Below are 17,841 nucleotides of genomic sequence, written 5' to 3'. Positions count from 1 at the left end.
CCCGAACGGAGACCTCCCATGCCCACCCTGGCGCCCGGCGCGGAGTCGATGCCCCGGTCGGGCATCCGCCGGATCATGGACCTCGCGTGGGGCCTGCCCGGTCCGGTGATCGGGCTGCACGTCGGCGAGCCGAGCTTCACGCCTCCCGAGCACGTCGTGGAGGCCGCCCGGGTCGCCTATGCCGCCGGCGACACCCACTACGTGCCCAACGCCGGCGTGGGCGAGCTCCGCCGGGCCATCGCCGGGAAGGTGAGCTCGGCCAACGGCTTCGCCACCGAGCCCGAGCAGGTCGTCGTCTCCGCCGGCGGTGCCCAGGCCCTGCACAACGCCTTCTCGCTGACCCTGTCCGCCGGTGACGAGGTGCTCATCCCCGATCCGGGGTGGCCGAACTACGCCATGGCCGTGCAGCTGCTGCAGGCCGTGCCGGTGCGCTACCCCCTGCGTCCGGAGAACGGCTTCCGGCCCGACGTCGCGGAGCTCGGCGCGCTGGTCACCGAGCGGACCCGGCTGGTGGTCGTCAACACCCCGTCCAACCCGCTCGGGACGGTCCTGCCGGCCGCCGACGTCGAGGCCCTCGTGCGCTTCGCCGAACGGCACGACCTGTGGCTCGTGTCCGACGAGTGCTACGACGCGCTGACCTACGAGCAGGAGCACGTCAGCCCCGGCCGCTTCGACCGCGACGGCCGGGTGCTGAGCGCGTTCAGCTTCTCCAAGACCTACGCCATGACCGGCCTGCGGGTCGGCTACCTCGTCACCTCGGAGGCCGTGGCCCGGCAGTCGGCCAAGCTGCAGGAGCCGATGCTGGCCTGCGTCAACGCCCCCGCGCAGGCGGCCGCCCTCGCGGCCCTGCGCGGTCCCCAGGACGCCGTGACGGCGATGCGCGACACCTACCGCGAGCGCCGGGACCTCGCCCTCGCCGGACTCGACGCCCAGGGGATGCACTACCTCACCCCGGAGGGCGCCTTCTACCTCTGGGTCGACGTCCGGGACCGCACGGCCGGCGACGTCGACGGCTGGGCGCTGTCCCTGCTGCGGGAGCACTCCGTGGCGGTGGCCCCCGGCACCACCTTCGGTCCCCTCGGCGAGGGCTGGGTCCGGCTGTCCCTCGCCACGGCCACGGAGGACCTGCTGGAGGGCATCCGCCGGATCGGGGGAGCCCGATGAGCGACTACCGGCAGCAACCGGGACCGGTCCTGCGGGAGACCGGCCTGGTCGCCATCCTGCGGGGACGGTCCGGGGACCGGTTGGACGCGGCGTGCGACGTGCTGCTGGGGGGCGGCGTCCGCTGTCTGGAGGTCACGCTGAACACCCCTGGCGCGCTGTCCGCCGTCCGTCGCCTGACGGCCGCGTCGCGGCCGGGTCTCGAGGTGGGGGTGGGCACGGTGCGCCGTCCCGGGCAGGTCGACGAGGCGGCCGAGGCGGGCGCGACGTTCGTGGTCGCGCCGGACACCAACCCGGCCGTGGGGGAGCGGGCGGCCGCGCTCGGTCTGGGCTGGTTCCCCGGGGCCCTCACGCCCACCGAGATCGCCCGGGCCTGGGACCTGGGCGCGACCGCGGTGAAGGTCTTCCCCGCCGGGTCGGCGGGGGGCCCGCGCTACCTGCAGGAGGTCCGGGCACCCCTGGACGACGTCCTCCTCGTGCCGACCGGTGGTGTCGGCCTCGACGACGTGGCCGGCTACCTGCGCGCCGGTGCCGTGGCGGTGGGGATGGGGAGCCCGCTGCTGGGCCGGGCACTGGAGGACGACGAGGAGCTCGGCCGGCTCGGCGGGCGTGCCCGCGCGGCCGTGGACGCCGTGGCGCACGGCAGGAGGAGTGCGTGACCGCAGGAGCCCCCGGCATCGTCACCCTCGGGGAGACCATGGCCCTGCTGTGGCCCCCGGAGGTCGGGCCGCTCCGGCACGCGCCCAGCCTCCGGCTGGGGGTGGCGGGAGCGGAGTCCAACCTGGCGGTGGGCGCCGTGCGGCTCGGTGTCCCGGCCACCTGGCTGGGCCGGGTGGGCGACGACGAGTTCGGCCGGCTCGTGGCCACCACGCTGCGCGGGCAGGGCGTGACGACGACCGCGGTGGTGGACCCCGGGGCGCCGACCGGGCTGATGGTCAAGGAACGGCGGACCGCGCGGGCGACGCGCGTCCTCTACTACCGCTCCGGCAGCGCGGGGTCCCGCCTGGGCCCGGGCGACCTCGACCCCGCGGTGATCGCCGGGGCCCGGGTGCTGCACGTCACCGGGATCACCCCGGCGCTGAGCGCCTCGGCCCGGGCGGCGGTCTTCGCCGCCGTGGAGGAGGCCGTGGCGGCCGGCGTCCCGGTGTCCCTGGACCTCAACTACCGCAGCGCCCTGTGGTCGGCCGGCGAGGCGGGACCGGTGCTGCGGGAGCTGGTCCGCCGGGCCGACGTGGTGCTGGCCACGGAGGAGGAGGCCCGGCTGGTGGTCGACGCACCCGACGACCGGGCGCTGGTCGCCGCGCTCGCCGCGCTGGGCCCCCGCCACGTCCTGCTCAAGCAGGGGGCGGCGGGATCGCTGTCCGGCATCGAGGACCGGCTGTACCGCGTCCCCGCGCGGACCGTCCCGGTCGTGGACCCGGTCGGGGCGGGTGACGCCTTCGGCGCCGGCTACCTCAGTGGCCTGTGCCGCGGCCTGGACGCCGAGGAGCGGCTGGGGCTGGCCACCACCGCCGGGGCGTTCGCGGTGTCGGTGCCCGGTGACTGGGAGGGTCTGCCCTCGCTGGCCGACCTGGCGCTCCTCGACCAGGACCCCGACGCCGTCGCCCGCTGACCCGGTGGCGCCGGGGCCCGTGCGCGTCGGCGCCGGACCATGGGTCCCCGGTGGCACGCTGGGCGCCCGGGGAGGACGGCGGGACCCACAGGTTCCTCCCAGCTCGACGGTCCAGGATGCTTGAACCGTCAAAGGGAGGAGCCCTCGTGGCCCGTCGTCGTCGTACCTGGTGGATCGTGGGCGGGATCGTCGCGGTCCTCGCCCTCGGGCTGGGCCTCGGGCCGCTGCTCTACGCCGCGACCCAGGAGGACGCCGCCGCCGCGCCGACCGTGCAGGCGCAGCCCTCCGACGTCGAGCTGACCCCGAGCACCGACGGCACCTGGACGGTCTCGCCGGGTTCGTCGGCCGGCTACCGCGTCGACGAGGTGCTCAACGGTGCGGACGTGACCGTCGCCGGCACCACCGGGCAGGTCGCCGGCTCGGTCGTCGTCCAGGGCGGGGACATGGCCTCGGCGGAGGTCACCGTGGACGTCGCCAGCGTCGGCACGGACAGCGGCCAGCGCGACGGCTACTTCCGCAGCAACGTCATGGACGTGGCCACGTACCCGACCGCGACGTTCACCGTGCCGGGGCCGGTGGACCTGCCCGAGCTGTCCGGCACCCCCGTGACCGTCCCGGTCAGCGGCGACCTCACCCTGCGCGGGCAGACCCGCCCGGTGCAGGCCGACCTCGCCGTCGTCCGCACCGCCGAGGGCGTCGAGGTCTCCGGCGCCGTCCCGGTCGTGTTCTCCGACTTCGGCATCTCCGCGCCGGACCTCGGCTTCGTCCGGGTGGAGGACCGCGGCCAGGTGGAGTTCCTGCTCAAGCTGACCATGTGACGTCGGTGTCGTGACACGGACGGCGTCCCGGTGCTGCCGGGACGTCGTCCCCTCCACGTAACCTCGCCGCGTGGCTCTGGCGCTCTACCGGAAGTACCGCCCGGCGACCTTCGCCGAGGTGGTGGGCCAGGAGCACGTGACCACCCCGCTGGTGAACGCCGTCGACGGCGGCCGCATCAACCACGCCTACCTCTTCAGCGGGCCGCGCGGCTGCGGCAAGACGTCGTCGGCGCGGATCCTCGCCCGCTCGCTCAACTGCGAGCAGGGGCCGACGTCGACCCCGTGCGGCGTGTGCGCCTCCTGCATCTCGCTGGCGCCCGACGGCCCGGGCTCGCTCGACGTCATCGAGATCGACGCGGCCAGCCACGGTGGTGTCGACGACGCCCGGGACCTGCGGGAGCGGGCCTTCTTCGCGCCGGTGAGCAGCCGTTACAAGGTCTACATCATCGACGAGGCGCACATGGTGACCACGCAGGGCTTCAACGCCCTGCTCAAGGTGGTCGAGGAGCCGCCGGAGTTCCTCGTCTTCGTCTTCGCGACGACGGAGCCGGACAAGGTGCTGCCGACGATCCGCTCGCGCACCCACCACTACCCGTTCCGCCTGGTCCCGCCGACGACGCTGCGCGGCCTGCTGGAGAAGACCTGCGCCGCCGAGGGCGTGCAGGTCGAGCCCACCGTGTTCCCGCTGGTCGTGCGGGCCGGCGGTGGGTCGGTGCGCGACTCGCTGTCGATCCTCGACCAACTGCTGGCCGGCGCCGGGCCCGAGGGCGTCACCTACGCCGGCGCCGTCGGGCTGCTCGGCGTCACCGACGACGCGCTGCTCGACGAGGCCATCGACGCGCTGGCCGCCACCGACGCCCCCGGGGTCTTCCGCGCCGTCGACCGCGTCGTCGAGGCCGGGCACGACCCGCGCCGGTTCGCCACCGACCTGCTCGACCGGCTGCGCGACCTCATCGTCCTCGACGCCGTCCCCGAGGCCGGCGGCAACGGCCTGCTCGACTGCCCGCCCGACCGGCTCGACCTCATGGTCCAGCAGGCCAGGGCGCTGGGGTCGGCGACGCTGTCGCGGCTGGCCGACACGGTGCACGCCGGGCTCACCGACATGCGCGGGACCACCGCGCCCCGGCTGCTGCTGGAGCTGGTCTGCGCGCGGATGCTGCTGCCGGCCCACGACGACGCCGGCACGGGGGCGCTGCAGCGCCTCGAGCGCCTCGAGCGGCGGCTGGCGATCGGCGGGGTCCCCGAGGCGGGCGCCGCCCCGGCGGCCGGCGCGGCGCCGGTGCGCGAGCCCGCCCGTCCGGAGCCCGCCCGTCCGGAGCCGGTGCGTCCCGAACCCGCGCGCTCCGAACCCGCGCGTCCCGAGCCCGCCCGTCCGGAGCCCGCGGCCGCCCGTGAGGAGCCCGCGGCCCCCGAGCGCGGGGGAGCGGCGCGGCCCGCGTACGTCCGTCCCTCCCAGCGCAGCGCGCCGCCGGCTCCGGGATCCGCGCCTCCGGCCGCGGGCCCGGCGCCCTCCGCCGCCCCCGCCTCCGCTGCGGCCGCGTCCGACGACTGGCCGGAGACCACCCAGCCCGGCTCGGGGGCGTCCCGCCCGGCCCCCGCCCCGGTCGGCGCCCGGACCGGCGCGCGCGTCGTGAGCGGCGAGCCCGACATCCCGCTGCCGCCCGAGCCGACCGACGACGAGGAGTGGCCGCACCCGGCCCAGCCCGAGGCCGCCCGCGCCGCGGCGGCCCGGGTCGCCGAGCCGCGGCCGCCGGCCGCACCGCCGCGGGCGGCCGCCGAGTCCACGCCCGCCCCGCGCGGCGGCGAGCCGACCCCGCTGGTGTCGGCCGACCCGGCCGGCAGCGGGGGAGCCGGCGAGGGCGGGCTGACCACCGGCGACGTCCGCCGCGTGTGGCCCGAGCTGCTCGCCGTCGTCAAGCGGCACAAGCGCACGACCGAGGCGCTGCTCAAGAACGCCCAGGTCCACGAGCTGCGCAACAGCGTCCTCACGCTGTCCACCTCCTCCCCGGCGCTGGCCCGCCGCATCGGCGACGACCTCAACAAGGACGTGCTGCGCGAGGCGCTCAACGAGCTGCTCGGGGTGCGCTGGAAGGTCGAGGCGGTCGTCGAGGGCGCCACCCGCGGCGGAGGCGCGGACGGGCCGTCACCCGGGGCGGCGCAGGAGGCCGCGCAGGCCGCCGAGGCCGCGGAGGCGCGCGAGATCATGGCCCAGCGCGCGGCCGAGGCCGACGACCCCGCCCACGACCGGGAGCCCGCCCTGGACCCGGAGCAGGCGGCGCTCGCCCTGCTGCGCGCCCAGCTGGGGGCCCGGCCCGTGGAGTCCTGACCGGGCCGGTGCCGGTGGTCGTCCCCCGGATGTCGGACCGGCGGCATAGGCTCGGCGGCATGTTCCCCGGTGGTGGCCAGCCCGACCTGTCGGCGATCCTGCAGCAGGCCCAGCAGATGCAGCAGGCCCTCGCTGCCGCACAGGAGCAGCTCGCCTCCGAGGAGGTCACCGGCTCGGCCGGCGGCGGCCTGGTCACGGCCACGATGACCGGCGACGGCGAGCTCCAGGCGGTCACCATCGCGCCGTCGGCCATCGACCCCGACGACGTGGAGACCCTGCAGGACCTCGTCGTCGCGGCCGTCCGCGACGCCTCGCGCCTGGCCGGCGAGCTGACCGCCGACCGCATGGGTCCGCTGGCCGGCGGGCTCGGCGGCGGCTTCCCCGGGCTGCCCGGCGCCTGACCGGCGCCGCCTCCCCTCACCCCCAGAGGAACACCGTGTACGAGGGTGCCGTCCAGGACCTCATCGACGAGCTCGGCCGCCTGCCCGGCGTCGGGCCCAAGAGCGCCCAGCGCATCGCCTTCCACCTGCTGGCCGCCGAGTCGGCCGACGTCGGCCGGCTGGTCGCCGCCCTGCAGCGGGTGCAGGCCGAGGTCCGCTTCTGCGTGACCTGCTACAACGTCGCCGAGGGCGAGCAGTGCCGGATCTGCAAGGACCCGCGGCGCACCGACGACGTCATCTGCGTCGTCGAGGAGCCCAAGGACGTCGTCGCCGTCGAGCGGACCCGCGAGTTCCGCGGCCGCTACCACGTCCTCGGCGGCGCGATCAGCCCGATCGAGGGCGTCGGCCCCGACGACCTGCGGGTCAAGGAGCTCATGACGCGGCTCATGGACGGCACCGTCACCGAGCTGATCATCGCCACCGACCCCAACCTCGAGGGCGAGGCCACCGCGGCCTACCTGGCGCGGCTGGTCGGTCCGCTCGGGCTCGCCGTCTCGCGCCTGGCCAGCGGGCTCCCGGTGGGCGGTGACCTCGAGTACGCCGACGAGATCACCCTGGGCCGGGCGTTCGAGGGCCGCCGCCGCATCGACGCCTGAGGGGACCCCTCCAGGGTGTCCTCGAGGTGGCGGCCGGGTGGCGTCACGGTCGGATAACGCCCGTTCACGAGGTCTCTGAGCGCTGAGGGACGTGTGCTACCCATGTGCAGCCACAGAGGCCCTGGCGGCCCGCTCGACGGCGCCCACGAGGCGCCGCGCGGCCGCGCACCGAGAACGAGGTAGCGGATGACTCCCGTAGGGACCCCCGGCCGGCGCGTGCGCGCGGCCACCGCCGGCATCGCCGCGACGGCGCTCGCCCTGACCGCCTGCGGTGGCGGCGACGACGGCGGCGGCTCGGGCGGCGGCGGCGGTGACGGCGAGGCGCTGATCATCGGCACGACCGACCGGATCGTCACGCTGGACCCCGCGGGTTCCTACGACAACGGTTCCTTCACCGTGATGAACCAGGTCTACCCGTTCCTCCTGAACACCCCGCCGGGCAGCCCGGAGCCGGAGCCCGACATCGCCGAGTCGGCCGAGTTCACCTCGCCGACCGAGTACACGGTGACGCTGAAGGACGGACTGACCTTCGCCAACGGCCACGAGCTCACCTCGTCGGACGTGAAGTTCAGCTTCGACCGGATGGTCGCCATCAACGACCCGAACGGCCCGGCGTCACTGCTGTACAACCTGGCCGGCGTCGACACGCCCGACGACACCACCGTCGTCTTCCGCCTGACGAACCCGGACGACCAGATCTTCCCGCAGATCCTGACCAGCAACGTGGGGCCGGTCATCGACGAGGAGGTCTTCGACCCCGAGGCGCTGACGCCGGACCAGGAGATCGTCGACGCCAACGCCTTCGCCGGCCCGTACGTGATCACCGGCTACGAGCAGAACGACCTGGTGTCCTACGAGGCCAACCCCGACTACCAGGGCCTGCTCGGTCAGCCTGCGACCAGCGCGATCAACGTCCGCTACTACGCCGAGGCGTCGAACCTCAAGCTCGACGTCGAGGAGGGCGCGGTCGACGTCGCCTTCCGCAGCCTGAGCGCGGCCGACATCGACGACCTGCGCGGCAACGACGACGTCGAGGTCGTCGACGGCCCCGGTGGCGAGATCCGCTACATCACCTTCAACTTCAACACCCAGCCCTACGGCGCGACGACGCCGGAGGCCGACCCGGCCAAGGCGCTGGCGGTCCGCCAGGCGGTGGCCCACCTGCTCGACCGGCAGGAGATCGCCGACCAGGTCTACCGCGGCACCTACACCCCGCTGTACTCCTACGTCCCCGAGGGCCTGACCGGTGCCATCACGCCCCTGCAGGACCTCTACGGCGACGGCCAGGGTGGCCCCGACGCCGACAAGGCGGCGCAGGCGCTGCAGGCGGCCGGCGTGCAGACCCCGGTCCAGCTGTCGCTGCAGTACTCCAACGACCACTACGGGCCGAGCTCGGGTGACGAGTACGCGCTGATCAAGGACCAGCTCGAGTCGACCGGCCTGTTCCAGGTGGACCTGCAGACCACCGAGTGGACGCAGTACTCCGAGCAGCGCACCGCCGACGTCTACCCGGCCTACCAGCTGGGCTGGTTCCCGGACTACTCCGACGCCGACACCTACCTGACGCCGTTCTTCCTCACGGAGAACTTCCTCGGCAACCACTACGCCAACCAGCAGGTCAACGACCTGATCGTGCAGCAGGCCAGCACCGCCGACCCGGCGGCCCGCCAGGCGCTGATCGAGCAGATCCAGCAGCTCGTCGCTCAGGACCTGTCGACGGTGCCCTACCTGCAGGGCGCGCAGGTGGCCGTGGTGCGCACCGGCGTGACCGGCGCCCAGGACACCCTCGACGCGTCGTTCAAGTTCCGCTACGGGGTTCTCTCCCGCGGCTGACGCAGGACACGTCCGACCCCGGCCCCGGGTGACCTCCCGATCGGAGGCCACCCGGGGCCGACCCGTGTACACGGCCCTCACGACACGGACCATGGGAACGGCGAACCGGCACCGGACCGCACGCGTCCCGACCGAGCAGGAGACATGACGACCACCACCACGACCGAGCCGACCGGCACCGGCCCCGAGGCCGACGCCGCCCCCGCCGCCGGGCGCCGGCGACGCGGCGGTGGCGGTGGGCTGGGCAGCTACCTCCTCATCCGGTTCCTGCTGATCTTCCCGACCGTGTTCGTCCTGGTGACGACGGTCTTCTTCCTCATGCGCTCGACCGGTGACCCGATCACCGCGGCGCTCGGTGGCCGGCTGCCCGCCGCCGAGCTCGCCCAGCGCGTCCGCGAGGCCGGGTACGACCGGCCGGTGTTCGTCCAGTACGTCGAGTACCTGGGCCAGATCCTGCGCGGCGACTTCGGCACCACGCTGTCCGACCGGCGGCCCGTGCTCGACGTGCTGACCACGTTCGGCACCGCGACGCTGGAGCTGGCCTTCTACGCGCTGATCGTCGCCTTCGTCGTCGGGATCCCGCTGGGCCGCTTCGCCGCCTACGCGCGCGACCGCTGGCCCGACGCCGTCCTGCGGGTCTTCGCGATCCTCTGCTACGCGACCCCCGTCTTCTTCGCCGGCATGCTCCTCAAGCTGGTCTTCTCCAGCGGCCTGGGCTGGCTGCCGACCAACGGCCGGGCCTCCACGCGCAGCGAGATCCTCATCCAGAGCAGCATCGACGACCCGACGGGCATCAACCTGATCGACGCGATCCGGACCGGCAACGGCGAGGTGGTCCAGGACGTGCTCGAGCACGCCGTCCTCCCGGCCCTCGCGCTCGGCCTGCTCACCGCCGGCGTCTTCCTGCGGCTGGTGCGCACCAACGTCATCGGCACGCTCGGCATGGGCTACGTGGAGGCGGCGCGCTCCCGCGGCGTCGGCGAGCGGCGGCTGCTGCGCAAGCACGCCTACCGGCCGGCGCTGGTCCCCATCGTCACGGTGATGGGCCTGCAGATCGCCCTCCTGCTCGGCGGGGCGGTCCTCACCGAGACCACCTTCGAGTGGCGGGGGCTGGGCTTCCAGCTCTCGGAGTACCTGCAGGCCCGCGACTTCGTCGCCGTCCAGGGCCTGGTCGTCCTGCTCGCCGTCGTCGTCGCGGTCACCAACTTCCTCGTCGACGTGATCGCCGCCCTGATCGACCCCCGGGTGAGGTACTGATGGCCACCTCGACGTCCGCCGCGACGACGCCGACCCCTCCCGCCCCGGCGCGGCGCAGGCGCGGGCTGCCCCTGGTCCGCCAGCTCCGGCAGAGCGTGGGCCTGCAGCGCGGGATGCTCGTCGCCGGGCTGGTGCTCACCGGCGTCTTCCTGCTCACCGCGGCACTGGCCGACGTGCTCGCGCCCTACGACTTCAACCAGCTGCGCGACGCCGAGGGGCCGTTCGGAGCGCAGCAGCCGCCCTCGGCTGACCACCTGCTCGGCACCACCGTCGGCGGGTACGACGTGCTCTCGCGCGTCCTCTACGGCACCCGGACGGCGCTGCTGGTGATCGTCGTCGCGGTGGTGCTGTCCCTGTTCGCGGGCGTGCTGCTCGGGCTGGTGTCGGGGTACTTCGGCGGGTGGGTCGACCGCGTCCTCGTGGTCGTCTGCGACGCCGTGTACGCCTTCCCGTCCCTGCTCCTGGCCATCGTGGTGGCGATCGTCCTCAGCGGCGGCCAGTCCAGCCTCTGGGGCGGCATCATGGCCGCGAGCATCTCGATCACCGTCATCTTCATCCCGCAGTACTTCCGCGTGATCCGGGCGGAGACGGTGCGGATCAAGTCCGAGGCCTACGTCGAGTCGGCCAAGGTGATCGGCGCGAGCCACTGGCGGATCATGACGCGGCACGTGCTGCGCAACGCCACCCGCACGCTGCCGCTGATCCTGACGCTGAACGCGTCGGAGGCGATCCTGACCCTCGCCGGGCTGGGCTTCCTCGGCTTCGGCATCGAGCCCACCGCCGCGGCCGAGTGGGGCTTCGACCTCAACCGCGCGCTCTCCGACGTCACCAGCGGCATCTGGTGGACGTCGGTGTTCCCCGGCCTGGCCATCGTCCTGGTGGTGCTGGGCCTCACCCTCGTCGGCGAGAGCCTCAACGACCTGGCCGACCCGCGGCTGCGCAGCCGCCGGGCCGCCGAGTCCGGGCAGACCGGCGAGGTGTCCGTGGTGCCGGGCGGTCCGCTCGGTGCCGGTCCGGCCGGCCTGGCCGGCATCGAGGAGGTCCGGTGAGCACCCACCTGTCCGCGGACGGCGGCGCCGTCCCGGATGCCGTCGTCGACATCCGTGACCTGTCGGTCACCTTCGCCACCGACGGCGGCGACGTCGCCGCGGTGCAGGACGTGAGCCTGTCGGTGGCCGCCGGTGAGGTGCTGGCGATCGTGGGGGAGAGCGGCAGCGGCAAGACCGTGACCGCCCGCACCATCCTCGGGCTGCTGCCCGAGACGGCGGTCACGCGCGGCGCCGTGCTGCTCACCCGCAAGGACGGCACCGCGGAGCACGACGTCGTCACGCTGTCACGGTCCGGGCTCGGGGAGGTGCGCGGCCGGGACGCCGCGATGGTGTTCCAGGAGCCCTCGACCTCGCTCAACCCCGTCTACCCGGTCGGCTGGCAGATCGCCGAGGGCCTGCGCGCGCACGGCCGGATCAGCCGCAAGGAGGCCCGGGCCAAGGCGATCGACGTGCTGCGCCGAGTGGGCATCCCGGAGCCGGAGAAGCGGGTCGACCACTACCCGCACCAGTTCTCCGGCGGGCAGAAGCAGCGCATCGTCATCGCGCAGGCGCTGGTCCTCGACCCCGGCGTCATCATCGCCGACGAGCCGACCACGGCCCTCGACGTGACCGTGCAGGCCGAGATCCTCGACCTGCTGCGCCGGTGCCGCGACGAGTTCGGCGCCGCCATCGTGCTGATCACCCACAACATGGGCGTGGTCGCCGACCTCGCCGACCGGGTGGCGGTCATGTACCAGGGCCGGCTGGTCGAGCAGGCCGACGTCCGGACGCTGTTCTCGAACCCGCGCGAGGACTACACCCGCCAGTTGCTCGGCTCGGTGCCGCGGCTGGGGACGGGCCGGGTGCGCACCGCGGAGCGGGCGGCCGCCCGGCCGGCGGGCTGGGAGACCGGGACGCCGGTGGTCGAGGCGCGCGACCTGCGGATCGTCTACCCCGGCCGGCTGCGCCAGCCGGACTTCGTCGCCGTCGACGGCGTCGGCTTCGCCATCCGGCCCGGCGAGGTCCTCGGCCTGGTGGGCGAGAGCGGCAGCGGCAAGACGACGATCGGGCGGGCGATCGCGGGCCTGACGAAGGTGACCGGCGGGTCGCTGTCGGTGCTCGGCACCGAGATGAACGGCGTCAAGGAGAAGCGGTTCCGGCCGGTGCGCGAGCGGATCGGCTTCGTCTTCCAGGACCCCGCGTCGAGCTTCAACCCGCTGCTGTCCATCGCCGAGGCGGTCGCCGAGCCGCTGGTCGTGCACGGCCGCGCCGGCGACGCGCACGAGGCGCGCGGCAAGGTCGACGAGCTGCTGGAGTCGGTGCAGCTGCCCCGCGCCTTCGGCGACCGCTTCCCGCACGAGCTCTCCGGTGGGCAGCGGCAGCGGGCCAGCCTGGCGCGGGCGCTGGCGCTGGGGCCGGAGCTGCTGATCGCCGACGAGCCGACGTCGGCCCTCGACGTGTCGGTGCAGGCGCGGGTGCTAAAGCTGTTCGACGAGATCCAGCGCGAGTTCGGCTTCGCCGCGCTGTTCATCAGCCACGACCTCGCCGTCGTCGACCTGCTCGCCGACCGGATCGCCGTCCTCTACCGCGGCAAGCTCGTCGAGGAGGGCACGGGGGAGCAGGTGCTGGGCAACCCGCAGCACCCCTACACCCAGCGACTGCTGGCCTCGCTGCCGGTGCCCGACCCCGGCGAGCAGGCCGCCCGCCGCGCCACCTGGCACCAGCTGGCACGGGCATAGGAGCCGATACCCACGTCCGGGCACCCGGGACGTGGGTATCGGCTCCTATGCCTCCACGACGACGTCGTCCCCGCGGCGCAGGGCGCGCTTGACCCGCAGCTTCAGCACCTTCGCGTAGGCCCGGACGAACTGGGTGTAGCCCGGCGTCGGGCCGTGGTAGCCGAGGATCCCTCGCGGGCCCTCGACCATCTCGCCGGTGCGGACGTCGTACCTGGCCTGGTGCCACGGGCAGACCAGGCAGCCGTCGGCGTCGAGGCTGCCCTCGGAGAGGTCGGCGAGCTGGTGGCGGCAGCGGCGGGAGACGGCGAAGTACTCGCCGTCGCGGTTCCCCACGGCCCACTTCCCGGCCCGGCCCACCGTCCCCGGGGGCAGCTGGGCGGCGGGGATGCGGTCGGTCTCGCTCACGGGTGGTCCTCCTCGGGCCGGATCTGGGCTGACCGGGCCCTACCCGGTTGCGCCCGTCCTACCCGGCCGGTCCGCGCCGGTCCGCCTAGGGTCGGTCGCGTGCGCCGGCTGATGGGAGTCCTCGGGGTCGCGGCGGCGGTCGTGGTCGCCGGTGGCGGTCCGGCGCTGGCCGAGCCGCCGTTCGACGTCCCCGACGAGGTGACCGACCGCGCCGGCGTCCTCGGGTCCGGCGACCTCGCCGAGGTGCAGCAGGCGGTCGACGACCGGCAGGCCGACGACGGCACCCAGGTCTTCGTCGTCTACGTCAGCTCCTTCGACGGCATCGCGCAGGGCCAGTGGGCGCAGGCCACCGCGGAGGCCTCGGGGCTGGGCAGCACCGACGTGCTGCTCGCCGTCGCCGTGGGCGACCGGCGCTACGGCTACTGGGTGGACGACGCGTTCCCCCAGACGAACGCCGAGATCGACGACTTCCTCGCCCGGGACGTCGAGCCGGAGCTCGGCGAGGACGACTGGGCCGGCGCGGCGGTGGTCTTCGCCGGCGGGGTGGGCGACGCGGCGGGCTCGGGGTCCGGGTCGGGCTCGGGCTCCGGCTCGGGGGCGGCGACCGCAGCGGTCGTCGGCGGGATCGCCGTCCTCGGCGGTGGCGCCTACCTGGTGGCGCGGTCGCGGCGGCGGCGGCAGGGGGCCCCGCCCGCCACGACGCGGATCGAGCGGGCCGACCCGAACGCCGGCGTGCCCACCGAGGAGCTGCAGGGCCGGGCCAGCGCGGCGCTGCTCGACCTCGACGAGGCGGTCACGACCTCGCAGCTGGACCTGGACTTCGCCCGCCTGCAGTACGGGGAGGCCGCCGTCGCCGGGTTCACCGAGGCGCTGGCACAGTCGCGGCAGGAGCTCACCCGCGCGTTCACGCTGCGCCAGCAGCTCGACGACGAGGTGCCCGAGGACGAGCCGACCCGGCGGGCGATGCTGGGGGAGATCCTGCAGCTGACGTCGGCCGCCGACGCCCGGCTCGACGAGCAGGCGCAGGCCTTCGACCAGCTGCGCGACCTCGAGCGCACCGCGCCGCAGGTGCTGGAGGGGCTGGGCCCCCGGATCACGGCGCTGCACGGCCGGCTGCCGCAGGACGAGGAGCGGCTGGCCCGGCTGCAGCGGCGCTACGCGGCGTCCGCGCTGGCGCCGGTGGCCGACAACGTCGAGCAGGCCCGCGCGCGGCTGGCCGCCGCCGAGCAGGAGGCCGCCGAGGCGCGCGCCGCGCTCGACGCCGGCCGCACCGGGGAGGCGGTCGGCGACCTGCGCGCCGCCGAGGACGCGGTCGCGCAGGTCGGCACGCTGCTCGACGCCGTCGCCCGGCTGCAGCGCGACCTCGAGGAGGCCGCCGCGCGGGTCCCCGCCGTCCGCGCCGAGACCGAGGAGGACCTCGCCGAGGCCCGCGCCGTGGTCGCCTCCGGGGACTCCGCCGGGCTGCGGCCGCAGATCGCCCGGGCGGAGGCGGGGCTGCGCGCCGCCGACGAGGCCATGGCCCCGCAGGGCGGTGCGCTGCCCGACCCGATCACCGCGCTGCGCCGGCTGGAGGAGGCCGACCTGGCGCTGGACCAGGCTCTCGCCGTCGCCCGGGACGCCCAGACCCGGGCCCGCCGGGCGGCCTCGGCCCTGGACCAGACGCTGCTGCGTGCCCGGTCCTCGGTCGCCGCCGCGGCCGACTTCGTGGCCACCCGCCGCGGCGCGGTCGGACCCGAGGCGCGCACCCGCCTCGCCGAGGCCCAGCGCCACCTCGACACGGCGGTGGGTGCCGGGCGCACCGACCCGGAGGGTGCCCTGCGGGAGGCCCAGCTGGCCGACCAGCTCGCCCAGTCGGCGCTGCAGCTCGCCCAGTCCGACGTCGCCACCTGGTCGTCCGGGTACGGCGGCTACGGCGGCGGGGGCTACGGCGGCGGGGGTCACGGCGGCGGGGGCTACGGCCCCGGCTACGGCGGTGGGTACGGAGGCGGGCGCGGCGGAGTGGACCTGGGCAGCCTGGTGCTCGGCGGCATCCTGGCCGGTGGGTTCGGCGGGGGCCGCAGCGCCGGCTACGGCGGGAGCCGCGGGGGCGGGTTCGGCGGTGGCTTCGGCGGCGGGTTCGGGGGCGGGGGTGGCGGGCGGCCGGGCGGCGGCAGCTTCGGGGGCTCGCGCAGCCGCGGCCGCAGCGGCGGCGGCCGCTTCTAGCGCGTTCGCGTGCACGTCCGCGGAAGTGCACGGTCCATCCCGCGGAGGGCCGGGAACTGTCGGCCCGCGGTGGGACGGTGCCCTCCCCGACACCGAGGAGGAGTCATGCCCATCCGGAACACCCCCTGGCCCGACGGCACGCCCTGCTGGATCGACTACGGCGCCGCCGATCCCGCGGCGGCGAAGTCCTTCTACGGCTCGCTGCTGGGATGGGACTGGACGGAGGACTCGCCGGAGTACGGCGGCTACGTCAACGCGCTCAGGGACGGGCACCAGGCCGCCGGCCTCGGTCCGCTGACGGACCCGGGCGACTCGCCGTCCTGGACCACGTACTTCGCCACGAGCGACGCCGCGGCCACCTGCGACCGCATCCGCGAGGCCGGCGGCACCGTCGTCGTCGAGCCGATGGAGGTCGGGCCGATGGGCACGATGGTCATCGCCCGCGACCCGCAGGGGAACTCCTTCGGCCTGTGGCAGGCCGGCACGCACACCGGCGTCGAGGTGTTCAACGAGCCCGGGTCGCTGGCGTGGAACGAGGCCGCCGTCGACGACCCCGCCGCCGCGCAGACGTTCTACGCCGCGGTGTTCGGGTTCCGCTTCGACGAGCTCGACGGCATGGGCGGCTACGCCACCTTCGCCACCGCCGAGCGTCCCCTCGGCGGCCTCGGCGGGGTCGTCCCCGGCGCCCCGAGGGGCTGGGCGACCTGCTTCTCCGTCGCCTCCACCGACGACGCGGTGGCCGCCGTCGAGGCCGCCGGCGGCAAGGTCACCATGGCGGCGGAGGACACCGACTTCGGCCGCTTCGCCGTGGTGTCCGACCCGTGGGGCGCCTCGTTCTCGGTGATGCAGTAGAAGGACCCCGTCGCCCCGCGCCTCGCGAGCTCGGTGCGGGTCACTGCGACGGGGCCGTTCCCGTACGTCACCCGGGCCGGCGCGGACGGGGCGCGCCGGCCCGGGCTCAGCCGCGGATCTCGCCGTAGGTGTGCTCGGGGGTGAACCGGACGACGAGCCGCCGGTCGGCCACCATCGCCCGCCGGTAGTCGTCCCAGTCCTCGTGCTCGCCGGAGATGCCGCGGTAGTAGGCGACGAGCTCCTCGACCGCGGCGTCGTGCGGATCGGCGGCGACCGGGGTGAGCTCCGCGGTGCCCTCCACGGCCACCCACGACCAGAAGTCGTCCGACGACACGTGCAGGGTGACCCGCGGGTCCCGCTGCAGGTTGCGGGTCTTGGCCCGGTCGGCGGTCACCGAGATCCGGACCAGCCGCTGCTGCGGGTCGTAGGCGTAGCCGACGTTGGACAGCTGCGGCCGGCCGTCGCCCTTGACCGTGGCCACCACGCCCCAGCGGTGCTCCGCCAGGAACGCGAGGTGGCGCTCGCTCATCGCACCCGCCCGCGCGCCTTGAGCGGCACCGGCGGCAGGGCCGGCGCGAGCTGCCGCTGGTCCTCGGAGAACCCGGCGACGACGCCGAACCGCGGGTCGCCGTCGTTCCACCGCTCGGCGTACTCGGTGACCTCCTCGCCCGAGCGGCCCACGAAGTTCCACCACATGACCAGCCGCTCCTCGAACGGCTCGCCGCCGAGCAGCAGCAGCCTCGCCGGCGCCTCGGTCCGGATCCGCACCGACCGGCGGCCGGTGCCGAGGTAGACCATCGCCCCGTGGGCCAGCGGCGCGCCCTCGACGTCGGCCCCGCCGGAGGCGCCGAGCAGCGCGTGCTCGAAGTCCGGCTCCAGCGGCAGCTCGACGTCGGCTCCGGCGGCCAGGTCGAGGTCGACCCCGACGATCGGCGTGTGCGCCGTCCCCGGCGAGACGGCGCCGCCGAACTCGCCCATCAGCACCGTCGCGGTCACCCCGTCGGAGGTGGAGCCGGGCAGGGTCGTGTGGTGCTCGAAGGCCGGCGCGGTGTCGCGGGCGGCGTCGGGCAGCGCCACCCACAGCTGGGCGCCGTGCAGGAAGCGCGGGTGCGGCACGGGTGACTGCTCGGAGTGCGAGATGCCGTGCCCGGCGGTCATGAGCGCGAGCTGGCCGGGGCCGAAGGTGACGTCGCTGCCGAGGGAGTCGCGGTGGTGCACGGTGCCCTGCAGCAGCCAGGACACCGTCTGCAGCCCGGTGTGCGGGTGCGGTGTCACCTGCATCCCGGACGTCGCGGCGACGTCGTCGGGGCCGTAGTGGTCCACGAAGGCCCAGGCGCCGACCATCCGGCGGCCCAGCGTCGGCAGCAGGCGGCGCACCGGCGTCCCCTCGCCGAGCACGACCTCCTTGGCGGGCAGCAGGTCGAGGGCGGGGCCGGGGGCGGTGCCGTCGAGGCCGCCGATGTCCCGGGCGGCCGGGCGGGACGAGGGATCGCTCATGACCGGCTTCCTACTCCTGTCCGGTCCCGCGCCGCACCGCACCGTGCGGCAGAGGTGGCCATCCCTGCCGCCGGG

At 75.2% G+C, this 17,841-nt stretch carries 16 protein-coding genes; 13 read left to right on the top strand and 3 right to left on the bottom strand.

Translation table 11 applies throughout. The features are described from left to right. Nucleotides 1–18: 18 nt before the first annotated feature. The 11 genes from HLV61_RS11650 (at nt 19) to HLV61_RS11600 (ending at nt 12,810) form a co-directional block, all read left to right on the top strand. A complete protein-coding gene (locus tag HLV61_RS11650; protein WP_369255506.1) occupies nt 19–1,164 on the top strand; it encodes a pyridoxal phosphate-dependent aminotransferase in 1,146 nt (381 codons plus the stop codon). Then, nucleotides 1,161–1,820 carry a bifunctional 4-hydroxy-2-oxoglutarate aldolase/2-dehydro-3-deoxy-phosphogluconate aldolase gene (locus HLV61_RS11645; protein WP_369255504.1) on the top strand — a complete coding sequence of 220 codons (660 nt, stop codon included), beginning with the start codon at nt 1,161–1,163 and terminating at the stop codon, nt 1,818–1,820. The genes HLV61_RS11650 and HLV61_RS11645 overlap by 4 nt, the downstream gene beginning before the upstream one ends. Then, nucleotides 1,817–2,773, top strand: a complete 957-nt coding sequence (locus tag HLV61_RS11640) for a sugar kinase (protein WP_369255502.1) — start codon at nt 1,817–1,819, stop codon at nt 2,771–2,773. Before HLV61_RS11645 ends, HLV61_RS11640 begins: the two co-directional genes overlap by 4 nt. 146 nt (nt 2,774–2,919) lie before the next feature. Continuing rightward, nucleotides 2,920–3,591, top strand: coding sequence for a YceI family protein (locus tag HLV61_RS11635; RefSeq protein WP_369255500.1), 672 nt, complete (start codon nt 2,920–2,922; stop codon nt 3,589–3,591). Between the two features lie 70 nt (nt 3,592–3,661). Beyond that, entirely contained in the window at nt 3,662–5,917 is a 2,256-nt protein-coding gene (locus HLV61_RS11630; RefSeq protein WP_369255498.1) for a DNA polymerase III subunit gamma and tau, read from the top strand. 59 nt (nt 5,918–5,976) lie between these two features. Beyond that, nucleotides 5,977–6,318, top strand: coding sequence for a YbaB/EbfC family nucleoid-associated protein (locus HLV61_RS11625; protein WP_369255496.1), 342 nt, complete (start codon nt 5,977–5,979; stop codon nt 6,316–6,318). A 35-nt stretch (nt 6,319–6,353) separates the two neighbouring features. Further along, nucleotides 6,354–6,953 carry a recombination mediator RecR gene (gene recR, locus HLV61_RS11620; RefSeq protein ID WP_369255494.1) on the top strand — a complete coding sequence of 200 codons (600 nt, stop codon included), beginning with the start codon at nt 6,354–6,356 and terminating at the stop codon, nt 6,951–6,953. A gap of 186 nt (nt 6,954–7,139) precedes the next feature. Continuing rightward, nucleotides 7,140–8,786, top strand: coding sequence for an ABC transporter substrate-binding protein (locus tag HLV61_RS11615; RefSeq protein ID WP_369255492.1), 1,647 nt, complete (start codon nt 7,140–7,142; stop codon nt 8,784–8,786). A gap of 144 nt (nt 8,787–8,930) precedes the next feature. Next, the gene (locus HLV61_RS11610) at nt 8,931–10,043 is read left to right on the top strand and encodes an ABC transporter permease (RefSeq protein WP_369255490.1); all 1,113 of its coding nucleotides are present in this window, start codon (nt 8,931–8,933) and stop codon (nt 10,041–10,043) included. Further along, a complete protein-coding gene (locus HLV61_RS11605; protein ID WP_369255488.1) occupies nt 10,043–11,092 on the top strand; it encodes an ABC transporter permease in 1,050 nt (349 codons plus the stop codon). The genes HLV61_RS11610 and HLV61_RS11605 overlap by 1 nt, the downstream gene beginning before the upstream one ends. Beyond that, on the top strand, nt 11,089–12,810 hold the full coding sequence (locus tag HLV61_RS11600) for a dipeptide ABC transporter ATP-binding protein (protein ID WP_369255486.1): 1,722 nt from the start codon (nt 11,089–11,091) through the stop codon (nt 12,808–12,810). The genes HLV61_RS11605 and HLV61_RS11600 overlap by 4 nt, the downstream gene beginning before the upstream one ends. Nucleotides 12,811–12,855: 45 nt before the next feature. Here the strand turns inward: HLV61_RS11600 and HLV61_RS11595 are convergent, their stop codons facing one another. After that, the gene (locus HLV61_RS11595) at nt 12,856–13,215 is read right to left on the bottom strand and encodes a Rieske (2Fe-2S) protein (RefSeq protein WP_369255484.1); all 360 of its coding nucleotides are present in this window, start codon (nt 13,213–13,215) and stop codon (nt 12,856–12,858) included. A gap of 99 nt (nt 13,216–13,314) precedes the next feature. Between HLV61_RS11595 and HLV61_RS11590 the strand changes: the two genes are divergently transcribed. Together HLV61_RS11590 and HLV61_RS11585 are read left to right on the top strand one after the other, a co-directional pair. Then, a complete protein-coding gene (locus HLV61_RS11590) occupies nt 13,315–15,417 on the top strand; it encodes a TPM domain-containing protein (protein WP_369255482.1) in 2,103 nt (700 codons plus the stop codon). Nucleotides 15,418–15,522: 105 nt separating this feature from the next. Next, the gene (locus HLV61_RS11585) at nt 15,523–16,269 is read left to right on the top strand and encodes a VOC family protein (RefSeq protein ID WP_369255480.1); all 747 of its coding nucleotides are present in this window, start codon (nt 15,523–15,525) and stop codon (nt 16,267–16,269) included. 106 nt (nt 16,270–16,375) lie between these two features. Here HLV61_RS11585 and HLV61_RS11580 read toward each other — a convergent pair whose 3' ends face one another. Then, on the bottom strand, nt 16,376–16,798 hold the full coding sequence (locus tag HLV61_RS11580; RefSeq protein ID WP_369255478.1) for a PPOX class F420-dependent oxidoreductase: 423 nt from the start codon (nt 16,796–16,798) through the stop codon (nt 16,376–16,378). Then, on the bottom strand, nt 16,795–17,766 hold the full coding sequence (locus HLV61_RS11575) for a pirin family protein (RefSeq protein WP_369255476.1): 972 nt from the start codon (nt 17,764–17,766) through the stop codon (nt 16,795–16,797). Before HLV61_RS11575 ends, HLV61_RS11580 begins: the two co-directional genes overlap by 4 nt. Between the last annotated feature and the right edge of the window lie 75 nt (nt 17,767–17,841).

The organism is Geodermatophilus amargosae (genome assembly GCF_041028265.1).
Classification (GTDB): Bacteria; Actinomycetota; Actinomycetes; order Mycobacteriales; family Geodermatophilaceae; genus Geodermatophilus; species Geodermatophilus amargosae_A.
This window is presented reverse-complemented; position numbering and strand designations above follow the sequence as displayed.

Coding starts and splice junctions, on each gene's coding strand:
- HLV61_RS11585 (WP_369255480.1), top strand. CDS start 15,523: ATGCCCATCCGGAACACCCCCTGGCCCGACGGCACGCCCTGCTGGATC.
- HLV61_RS11605 (WP_369255488.1), top strand. CDS start 10,043: ATGGCCACCTCGACGTCCGCCGCGACGACGCCGACCCCTCCCGCCCCG.
- HLV61_RS11615 (WP_369255492.1), top strand. CDS start 7,140: ATGACTCCCGTAGGGACCCCCGGCCGGCGCGTGCGCGCGGCCACCGCC.
- HLV61_RS11580 (WP_369255478.1), bottom strand. CDS start 16,798: ATGAGCGAGCGCCACCTCGCGTTCCTGGCGGAGCACCGCTGGGGCGTG.
- HLV61_RS11650 (WP_369255506.1), top strand. CDS start 19: ATGCCCACCCTGGCGCCCGGCGCGGAGTCGATGCCCCGGTCGGGCATC.
- HLV61_RS11575 (WP_369255476.1), bottom strand. CDS start 17,766: ATGAGCGATCCCTCGTCCCGCCCGGCCGCCCGGGACATCGGCGGCCTC.
- HLV61_RS11645 (WP_369255504.1), top strand. CDS start 1,161: ATGAGCGACTACCGGCAGCAACCGGGACCGGTCCTGCGGGAGACCGGC.
- HLV61_RS11625 (WP_369255496.1), top strand. CDS start 5,977: ATGTTCCCCGGTGGTGGCCAGCCCGACCTGTCGGCGATCCTGCAGCAG.
- HLV61_RS11610 (WP_369255490.1), top strand. CDS start 8,931: ATGACGACCACCACCACGACCGAGCCGACCGGCACCGGCCCCGAGGCC.